Raw genomic sequence first — 991 nt, 5'->3', positions numbered from 1 at the left:
ATGTTCCAGTCGAGGGTGAGCAGTGCGCGCTTGCGCTTGCTCATGTCGGCGAACAGATGCGCGTCACGCTCTTCCATGTCGGTGAACAGATCGGACTGCGCCATCAGATCGCCGTACTCGGCTGCTTCCAGAATGGAATGCAGCTTCTTCGGCGTCAGCCCGCGCGACGGATGCTGCGCAAAGTCGCGCGTGATCCAGCCGAGCTTCGACGTCTGCGGTTCGGACAACACCTCGCGCTGGATCGGCTGCCCGTACATATCAAGAATTTGTGCCATTTTTCGTTTCCTCAAAACCCGCGTCGACTCGATTGCGGATAGTCGTAGTCGTCGTCCCGTTCGTCCGAACCGCGCTCGATCGGTCGGGACGTGACGGCTTCGTAACCGTCAGTGATGCCGTAGCCGCGCGACTGCGCGATCATCCAGAGAATGTGCAGCGCGGTCAGGCCGTCGAAGTGGTGATGGCTCTGCGGCTCGGGCCATTCGTCCAGTTCGGCAAGTAGCGTGGTCAACCCGGCATGAAAGAGAATCGACGGCGAGATACGATCTGTGACGAACGGTTCCAGGGAATCGATCCGCACTTCGGGAGCAACGGATGCGGTGACACCGACGAGCGGTAGTGGCACGCCAGCACGCAGGCTGGACTTCAGCAAATCCTGCCGCGCCCACTCGTAAGCGTTGTTGTTTTCGAATCCGAAAGCGCGACAGCGAAACTCTCGCTGGACCTTGATCAGGTCCGATTCGAGTTTCGACGGCACACGCCGTTTGATCTCCGCATGGACGACGTGCAGCTTGCGACTGACGGTATCCAGACCGCCGACCAGGATCGCGGACGGGTCCGACTTCCTGCCTTGGCCCATCGACGGATCGCACGCACCAAACATCAACCAGGACTGCAATCGCTGCACCCAAAACGTGATGTGGCCGAACACCTTGTCTTCTTCGGTGCGCGGATCACCCTGCATCTCGGTCGCGAACGCACGCGGCGATTTCGC

Annotated in this window: 1 protein-coding gene and 1 pseudogene; both read right to left on the bottom strand. The window is 60.2% G+C overall.

Going from position 1 to position 991, the window contains the following annotated elements:
• Nucleotides 1-275, bottom strand: a 275-nt coding sequence (locus WS49_RS18280) for a DUF935 domain-containing protein (protein WP_257130206.1), incomplete at its 3' end; no start/stop codon positions are given.
• A gap of 11 nt (nt 276-286) precedes the next feature.
• Nucleotides 287-991 (bottom strand): annotated as a pseudogene (locus WS49_RS35685) (hypothetical protein); the annotation flags it as partial.

The sequence above is a fragment of the Burkholderia sp. RF7-non_BP4 genome, from assembly GCF_001521935.1.
In the GTDB taxonomy this organism is placed as follows: domain Bacteria; phylum Pseudomonadota; class Gammaproteobacteria; order Burkholderiales; family Burkholderiaceae; genus Burkholderia; species Burkholderia diffusa.
Note: the sequence above shows the minus strand (reverse complement) of the source record. Positions and strands in the feature narration are given on the sequence as shown.